The organism is Pseudomonas sp. PS02288 (assembly GCF_029959715.1).
Taxonomy (GTDB): Bacteria; Pseudomonadota; Gammaproteobacteria; order Pseudomonadales; family Pseudomonadaceae; genus Pseudomonas_O; species Pseudomonas_O kuykendallii.
Window position 1 is genome coordinate 60,825 of record NZ_JASCPA010000020.1, and the last position, 7,756, is coordinate 68,580.

The 7,756-nt window shown below is 67.4% G+C and carries 7 protein-coding genes; 2 read left to right on the forward strand and 5 right to left on the reverse strand.

Going from position 1 to position 7,756, the window contains the following annotated elements:
- Window positions 1-486: 486 nt before the first annotated feature.
- The 5 genes from QMX85_RS10450 to QMX85_RS10470 all read right to left on the reverse strand — a co-directional run bounded on the left by QMX85_RS10450 (window position 487) and on the right by QMX85_RS10470 (window position 6,024).
- Window positions 487-1,236 carry a TerC family protein gene (locus QMX85_RS10450; RefSeq protein ID WP_282340635.1) on the reverse strand — a complete coding sequence of 250 codons (750 nt, stop codon included), beginning with the start codon at window positions 1,234-1,236 and terminating at the stop codon, window positions 487-489.
- Between the two features lie 77 nt (window positions 1,237-1,313).
- Complete coding sequence (locus tag QMX85_RS10455) at window positions 1,314-1,748, reverse strand: thioesterase family protein (protein ID WP_282340637.1); 435 nt, start codon at window positions 1,746-1,748, stop codon at window positions 1,314-1,316.
- A 24-nt stretch (window positions 1,749-1,772) separates the two neighbouring features.
- The gene (locus QMX85_RS10460) at window positions 1,773-2,936 is read right to left on the reverse strand and encodes an iron-containing alcohol dehydrogenase (protein WP_282340638.1); all 1,164 of its coding nucleotides are present in this window, start codon (window positions 2,934-2,936) and stop codon (window positions 1,773-1,775) included.
- A 65-nt stretch (window positions 2,937-3,001) separates the two neighbouring features.
- Complete coding sequence (locus tag QMX85_RS10465; protein WP_282340640.1) at window positions 3,002-4,792, reverse strand: acyl-CoA dehydrogenase C-terminal domain-containing protein; 1,791 nt, start codon at window positions 4,790-4,792, stop codon at window positions 3,002-3,004.
- Window positions 4,789-6,024 carry a 3-hydroxyacyl-CoA dehydrogenase gene (locus QMX85_RS10470; RefSeq protein ID WP_282340642.1) on the reverse strand — a complete coding sequence of 412 codons (1,236 nt, stop codon included), beginning with the start codon at window positions 6,022-6,024 and terminating at the stop codon, window positions 4,789-4,791. Before QMX85_RS10470 ends, QMX85_RS10465 begins: the two co-directional genes overlap by 4 nt.
- Window positions 6,025-6,380: 356 nt before the next feature.
- Between QMX85_RS10470 and QMX85_RS10475 the strand changes: the two genes are divergently transcribed.
- Both QMX85_RS10475 and QMX85_RS10480 read left to right on the forward strand, forming a co-directional pair.
- The gene (locus tag QMX85_RS10475; RefSeq protein ID WP_282340643.1) at window positions 6,381-6,890 is read left to right on the forward strand and encodes a hypothetical protein; all 510 of its coding nucleotides are present in this window, start codon (window positions 6,381-6,383) and stop codon (window positions 6,888-6,890) included.
- 224 nt (window positions 6,891-7,114) lie between these two features.
- On the forward strand, window positions 7,115-7,636 hold the full coding sequence (locus QMX85_RS10480) for a hypothetical protein (RefSeq protein ID WP_282340645.1): 522 nt from the start codon (window positions 7,115-7,117) through the stop codon (window positions 7,634-7,636).
- Window positions 7,637-7,756 lie beyond the last annotated feature (120 nt).

The window sequence follows — 7,756 nt, forward strand, 5'->3', positions numbered from 1 at the left end:
ACGTTTTTTGAGCGATTTCAACGAGTTGCCATCGAACTTTTGCACAACGCCTGTGCAACCGGCTGTGGACAAGCTGTGCGGCCCCGGCTGCAGGCCGCTGGTGACGGGGCTTAACGCGGACTGTACGTTTATTGATCGATCACGAACCGGGCTTTCTATCCACAGGCGCCCGAGGTTGTTCATGTCGGGGAGCAGGATTAGCCGGCGGCGCGGGGTTGCCGGTCGGCTGCGGGCGCTTGAACAGGGCAGGCCTGCCGGGATCGGCGGGCCGGGGCTGCGGCGCCGGATGGACATAGGGCTGCGGCGTCGCTGTGCCGGGCGAACCCGGCGCGGGCGTTTGTGCGAAGGCGGCAGCGCAAGGCAGGCAGAGCAGGCAGGCGAGAAGGACTTTCATCGGGCGTCTCCGTGGGCGGATACGCCTTGGACAACCACGCGAGGCAATGGCTGCACCGGCAGCGGAGCCGGATGGCTCCGCGCTGTTGCCCCTCAGGACGGTGTGTCGGAGCGCTTGCGCCGAGCACGACGGGCCAGCATGTTGAGCGCCTCGATCAGTGCCGAGAACGCCATCGCCGCGTACAGGTAGCCCTTCGGCACGTGGGCGCCGAAGCCTTCGGCGATCAGCGTCATGCCGATCATGATCAGGAAGCCCAGCGCCAGCATGACCACCGTTGGGTTGTTGCCGATGAAGCGCGCCAGCGGGTCGGCGGCGAGCAGCATCACGGTCACCGCGGCGACCACCGCGATCACCATGATCGGGATGTGCTCGGTCATGCCGACGGCGGTGATGATGCTGTCGATGGAGAACACCAGGTCGAGCACCAGGATCTGCACGATGGCCGAGGTGAAGCCGATACTGGCGACCTTGCCGGTGAACAGGTCGCCTTCCGGCTCCGGGTCCACCGAGTGGTGGATTTCCTTGGTCGCCTTCCACAGCAGGAACAGGCCGCCGGCGATGAGGATCATGTCCTTCCAGGAGAACGCCTGGCCGAACACCTCGAACACCGGTTCGGTGAGCTGGACGATGTAGGCGACGGTGCCGAGCAGTCCCAGCCGCAACACCAGCGCCATGCCGATGCCGAGGCGGCGAGCCTTGGTGCGCTGGTGTTCGGGGAGCTTATTGGTGAGTATCGAGATGAACACCAGGTTATCGATGCCGAGCACGATCTCCATGGTGACCAGGGTGGCAAGCGCCACCCAGGCGGCGGGATCGCTGACGAGTTGCTGCAGGTATTCCATTGAGGCTCTCCGAAGGGTCCGAAGAATAGTACGTGGCGGGCCCTCTGGCGTTCCCTGCGACTTGGCAACAAGTCATTTCAACCGACCAGCAACCCCTCCAGCGCGGCGCGCAGGCTGTCGGGAATCGGCACCGGGCGGTTGGACTGACGGTCGACGAAGACATGCACGAAACGCCCGGCGGCGCAGGCTTCGTCCTGATTCTCCTTGAACACCGCCAGCTCGTACTGCACCGAGCTGTTGCCCAGCCGGGCGACCCGCAGGCCGACCTCGATGCGCTCGGGGAAGGCGATGGAGGCGAAGTAGTCGCAGCTGGAGCTGACCACGAAGCCCACCACCTGGCCGGCGTGGATATCCAGCCCGCCGTGCTCGATCAGGAAGGTGTTCACCGCGCTGTCGAAGTAGCTGTAGTAGACGACGTTGTTGACGTGACCGTAGAGGTCGTTGTCGTGCCAGCGCGTGGTCACCGGCTGGAAGTGCCGGTAGTCGGCGCGAAGGTGCTGCGGCTGTGGCATGGGGAATCCTTGTCGGTATGGCGGTCAGTAGGCGGCCCGGTAGATCGCCAGGGCGTCGGCTTCGCACAGCTCGCGCGGGTTGTTCACCAGCAGGCGGGTCTGCAGCATGGCATCGGCCGCCAGGCGTTCGAGCATCGCCTCGGGGACGTCCGCATCGCGCAGACGGCTGGGCAGTCCGTGGCGCGCATTCAGCGCCGCCAGTTCGGCGATGAACTGCTCCACCAGGCTTTCCGCGCTGCCGGCCTGCAGCCGCTCGCCAAGCAGCAGCGGCGCCAGTTCGGCGTAGTGCGCGCTGGCCGCCGGCGCATTGAAGCGCAGCACGTGCGGTAGCACCAGCGCGTTGCTCAGCCCGTGGGGAATGTGGAAATGCCCGCCCAGCGGATAGGCCAGCGCGTGCACCGCGGCCACCGGCGAGTTGGCGAACGCCTGGCCAGCCAGGCAGGCGCCCAGCAACATGGCCTGGCGCGCCTCGCGGTTCTGTCCGTTGTGCACCGCCTCGCCGAGGTTGGCCGCCAGCAGGCGCAACGCCTCGCGGGCGAGCAGGTCAGACAGCGGATTCTTCTTGTGCGCGCTGGTGTAGGCCTCGATGGCATGCACCATGGCATCGATGCCGGTGGCGGCGGTCACCGCCGGAGGCAGGCCGAGGGTCAACTCGGCGTCGAGCAGGGCCAGGTCCGGCAGCAGCAGCGGCGAGACCACGCCCATCTTGGTCGTCTCGCCGGTGGTGACGATGGAGATCGGCGTCACCTCCGAGCCGGTGCCGGCGGTGGTGGGCATCTGGATCAGCGGCAGGCGCTGGCCGCGCGCGTTGCCGACGCCGTAGAGGTCGGCCAGTTGCTGCGTACCCTGCGGATGGGCGAGGAGCGCGACCAGCTTGGCGACGTCCATCGAGCTGCCGCCGCCGAAGCCGACGATCAGCTCGGCCTGCAACGACCTGGCCCGCGCCACGGCGTCCAGCACCACCGCTTCCGGTGGATCGGCGAGCACCTGATCGAAGACCGCCACGGCGACGCCTTGCTCGGCGAAGCCGGGCAGCACGCCGTCGAGCAGTCTGAAGCGGGTGATGCCGGGATCGGTGACGATCAGCACCGAGCGCGCGCCGCGTTCGCGGCAGAGCGCGGCGAGCCGGCGCGAGGCGCCGCTCTCGCAGATCAACTGGGCGGTGGTGGCGAAACTGAAGGGTTGCATGGGGGCTCCTTCTTTCTTGTGATGGGACGCACGCGGCGCCCGGCGGTGACGCCGGGCGCGTTGGATCAGAAGGCGAAATCCGCCTCCGACAGCGCCATCAGGCAGTCCGCACCGCCGAGCAGCGCCTCGCGGTGCATGCTGGCGCGCGGCAGTACGCGGCGCAGGTAGAAGTCCGCGCTGTGCAGCTTGGCCTGGTAGAACGCCACCTCGCCGCTGCCGCCGTCCAGCGCCTCCTGCGCCCGGGTTGCGGCCTGCAGCCAGAGCGCGCCGAGCAGGGTGTAGGCCGAGTAGGCGAGGAAGTCCACCGAGGTGGCGCCGATTTCCTGCGGGTTGCGCGCGCTGATGGCCAGCACGTGGGCGCTCAGCTCGCGCCACTCCAGCAACCGCGTCTGCACGCTGGCCGCCATCGCGGCCAGCGCCGGACGCCCGGCGGGCGCTTCGCAGGCGGCGAGCAGTTCGTCCTGCAGCGCCGCGATCTCCGCGCCGCCGTCGCCGAGCAGCTTGCGGCGGATCAGGTCCAGCGCCTGGATGCCGTTGGTTCCCTCGTAGAGCTGGGTGATGCGGCTGTCGCGCATCAGCTGCTCCATGCCCCACTCGCGGATGTAGCCGTGCCCGCCGTAGATCTGAACGCCGAGGCTGGCGACCTCCTGGCCCATGTCGGTGAAGAACGCCTTGACGATCGGGATCAGCAGGGCGGCGCGCCGGCCAGCGCCCTTGCGCGCCGCCTCGTCCGGGTGGCCGTGCTCCAGGTCGAGCTGGCGCGCGGTGTAGGCGGCGAGCATGCGGCTGCCTTCGACCAGGGTCTTCTGGGTCAGCAGCATGCGCCGCACGTCCGGGTGGACGATGATCGGATCGGCCGCCTTGTCCGGCTGTTGCGCGCCGGCCAGGCCGCGCGACTGCAGGCGTTCGCGGGCGTAGGCGAGCGAGCCCTGCCAGGCCTGTTCGGCGACGCCCAGGCCCTGCAGCCCGACCTGGAAGCGCGCGTCGTTCATCATGGTGAACATGCAGGCCAGGCCCTGGTTGGCGCCGCCCACCAGCCAGCCGGTGGCGCCGTCGAAGTTCATCACGCAGGTCGCCGCGCCCTTGATGCCCATCTTGTGTTCGATGGCGCCGCAGGACAGCGCGTTGCGTGCGCCGGGCATGCCGTCCGGGTTGGCGATGAACTTGGGCACCAGCAGCAGGCTGATGCCCTTCACGCCGGGCGGCGCGTCTGGCAGGCGGGCGAGCACCAGGTGCACGATGTTCTCGCTCATGTCGTGCTCGCCGCCGCTGATGAAGATCTTGCTGCCGCTGACCCGGTAGCTGCCGTCCGCCTGCGGCTCGGCGCGGGTGCGCAGCAGCGCCAGGTCGGTGCCGGCCTGCGGCTCGGTGAGGCACATGGTGCCGGTCCAGCTGCCGCTCACCATCTTCTCCAGGTAGGCGTCCTTGAGCGCCTCGCTGCCGTGCTTGTACAGCGCCAGCACAGCGCCCTCGGTGAGCCCGGAATAGATGCGGAACGACAGGCTCGCGCCCATCAGCATCTCGTGGAAATTGCACGCCACCAGTTGCGGAAAGCCCTGGCCGCCGTACTGCTGCGGTCCGGTCATGCTCGCCCAGCCGTTTTCGACGAACTGCGCGTAGGCCTCGCGAAAGCCTTGCGGTGTGGTCACCGCGCCGTCGACGAGGCTGACACCCTCCTCGTCGCTGTGCCGATTGAGCGGCGCCACCACCTCGCCGGTGTAGCGCGCGGCCTCTTCCAGCACGCCGTCGATCAACTCGCGATCCAGGCCATTGCCAAGCTGTTCGCAATGCCCGGTGACGTCGAAGAGTTCGTGCAGCACGAAGCGCATGTCGCGCAGGGGAGCCTGGTAGTTCATGCGCGGCCCTCCTTCACGTCGCTCAGACGCTGCCCGGAGGCGGCCAGGCGATCGATCAGCGCGGCCGGCTGCCAGTGGTCGCCGAAACGCGCGCGCAGGTCATCCAGGCGGTCGCGGATCGAGGCCAGCCCCTGGCCATCGGCCCAGCTCATCGGGCCGCCCTTGTCGGCCGGGAAACCGTAGCCGTTGAGGTAGACCAGGTCGACGTCATGGCTGCTGGCGGCGATGCCCCCGTCGAGGATCTTCGCGCCTTCGTTGACCAGCGCCAGCAGGCAGCGCTCGAGGATTTCCTCGGGGCCGATCTCCCGGCGCGTGTAGCCGAGGGACTCGGACACCTCCAGCACCAGCGCGTCGACCTCGGGGTCGTGTTCGGCCTGGCGGCTGCCTTCGGCGTAGCGGTAGTAGCCCATGCGCGCCTTCTGGCCGAAGCGGCCGAGCTCGCAGAGACGGTTGTCGACCTGCACCTCGGCGGCGTCCTGGCCTTCGCCGGCCAGCTGGCGGGCGCGCCATTCGAGGTCGATGCCGACAACGTCGTACATGCGGAACGGCCCCATGGCGAAACCGAACCCTTGCAGCGTGGCGTCCACCTGATGCGGGTAGGCGCCTTCGAGCAGCATCGCCCGCGCCTCGCGCACGTAGGTGGCGAGCATGCGGTTGCCGATGAATCCGTCGCAGTTGCCCGCCACCACGCTGACCTTGCCCATGCGCTGGCCGAGTTCGACGGCGGCCTGCAGCACCGCCTTGTCGGTACGCGCGCCGCGCACGATTTCCAGCAGCTTCATGATGTGCGCCGGGCTGAAGAAGTGCAGGCCGAGCACCTGTTCGGGCCGCGCGGTGACGGCGGCGATGGCGTCGATGTCCAGCGCCGAGGTGTTGCTGGCGAGGATCGCCGTCGGCTTCAGGGTCTTGTCCAGCTCGCGGAAAATGCTCTGCTTGAGTTCGAGGTTCTCGTAGACCGCCTCGATCACCAGGTCGGCGTCCGCCAGCGCGGCGTAGCCGTCCACCGCACGCACCCGTGCCAGGCGCTCGGCCGCCTCGGCCTCGCTGATGCGGCCCTGGCGCACGTTGTGCGCGTTGGTGTCGGCGACCACGCCGAGCGCCTGCTCGAGCATCTGCGGATTGTTGTCCAGCCAGAGCACCTGCACGCCGGCGTTGGCCAGGCTCATGACGATCCCGCGGCCCATGGTTCCGGCGCCGATCACGGCGGCCAGTTGGAGAGAATAAGTGCTCATGAAACGTCCTCTTGTTGTTCGGTGGACAGCCTGGACGGCCCGACGACCGCTCCCGCGGATGAGTGGCAGGAATGGAAACGGGCACGGTCGAAGCCGGTCAGCAGCGCACTATTTTTCAAATCCGCCGTTCTGATAAGTCGTATCAAGACGATGAATATCGCCTCCTACGCCGCCCACGACCTGAGTTGCAGCACCGCGAAGGGCCGTTTTGTCGCACCGCGAACCTGCAGCGAGCGCTCTGCACTAGCCGTTTCGGCAATCTGGTACTACGCTGCGCGCTATCGGTACCGGCGACGAAACACAATAAGGATGCCCCCAGCCGGCATAACCGGATTCACGCTGTAAGGAATCATCCAATGGACGCCATTCCCCTTGCGTTAGCGACTTGGGCACTGCTGATTTTCGTGGCATTGGTGATGTGGAGGCAGTTGCTGGTGCCGCTCAATCCCCGCGCCATGGTGCTGACCACCAACTTCCCTCTGGTTTCCCAATACGGCGCCCGCCGTTCCGCCGCCGGCACCAAGGGTTTCACCCTCTATCTCTGCAATTTCGGCGAGCAGCCGGAGACGGTGCAGGACCTGATGCTGCGCAATCAGCGGCATGACCGTTTGCGCCTGGGCGAGATCAGGATCGACGCCGACGACATTCCCACGTTGATCGACCCGCAGCAGCCAATCTGCCTGAGGATGCTCGCCATCGTGCCGATCGACTGCCCGTGGGAAGCGATCGACGAGGATTTCGACGGGATCGAGGCCGAACTGGACGATGGCAGCGTGCTCCGCCTGCCCAATTCCGAAGTGCAACGCATCAAGTCGATCGCCCGCCTGCTCCCGCACCGCCACGCCTCGGCATTCAGCATCGGCTGACGGGCGCCGGCAGCCGCTGGCGCCCCTTCGAATCGGCCGGCACCCATGCCGGCCGCGGATGTTTTCTAAGTGCACCGTTGACTTGATCTGCGTACTGGCCATTTGCCAAGCCCGTCTATATCCTGCGCGCCGAAATGCCCCACACAGGCTCACCCGGCGCTCACCGAAAGGTTCTTCGCAGCCTGCACCAAGCCGAGTTCGTCCGCTCAGGAAGGTTCGTCCAGATGACCCAGACGTCGATCACGATTTTGATTTTCGTCCTGTCGGCAGGAGCGGCGTGGGCGCTCCGGTACGTATCGCAGCTCCGCCGGGAGCAGCCTATCCTGATCACCACGCAGTTACCCGCCCAGGGCGGGCGCGTCGATACGGCCGGCGCCAACCTGCGCGCTCCGGGGCCGGGCTTCATCCTCTACCTGTGCAACTTCCGTGGTCGCCAGCGTACCGTCAGCGCACTGCTGTTTCGCTACGACCAGGGCCGCCAGCTGCAACTGGGCGCGTTGACCCTGAGCGGCGGGGATCTGGGTGTGGCGATGAACAGCGTGCCGATCACCTTGCAGGGCCGGGCCATCCACCCGTTCGCCTGCCCCTGGTCGGCGATCAATGCGGGCTTCATCGGCATCGAGGTGGAACTGGCGAATGGTGCCACCTATTGCCTGGCCGACAACGAGGTGGCGCGGTTGAAAGCCATCGCCGAGCAACGCCAGGCGCCGCTCGCGCCGTTCATGCAGCCGCTGCCGGCGCGCTGACCGGCCAGAACGAAAGCGCCCGCCTTTCGGGGCGGGCGCACGTCGCAGCAGGAAGGCCGAGCGCAAGTCAGTCCTTGCCGAGCGCTTCCTGTTTGGCGAGGAATTCCTCCTGCAACAGCG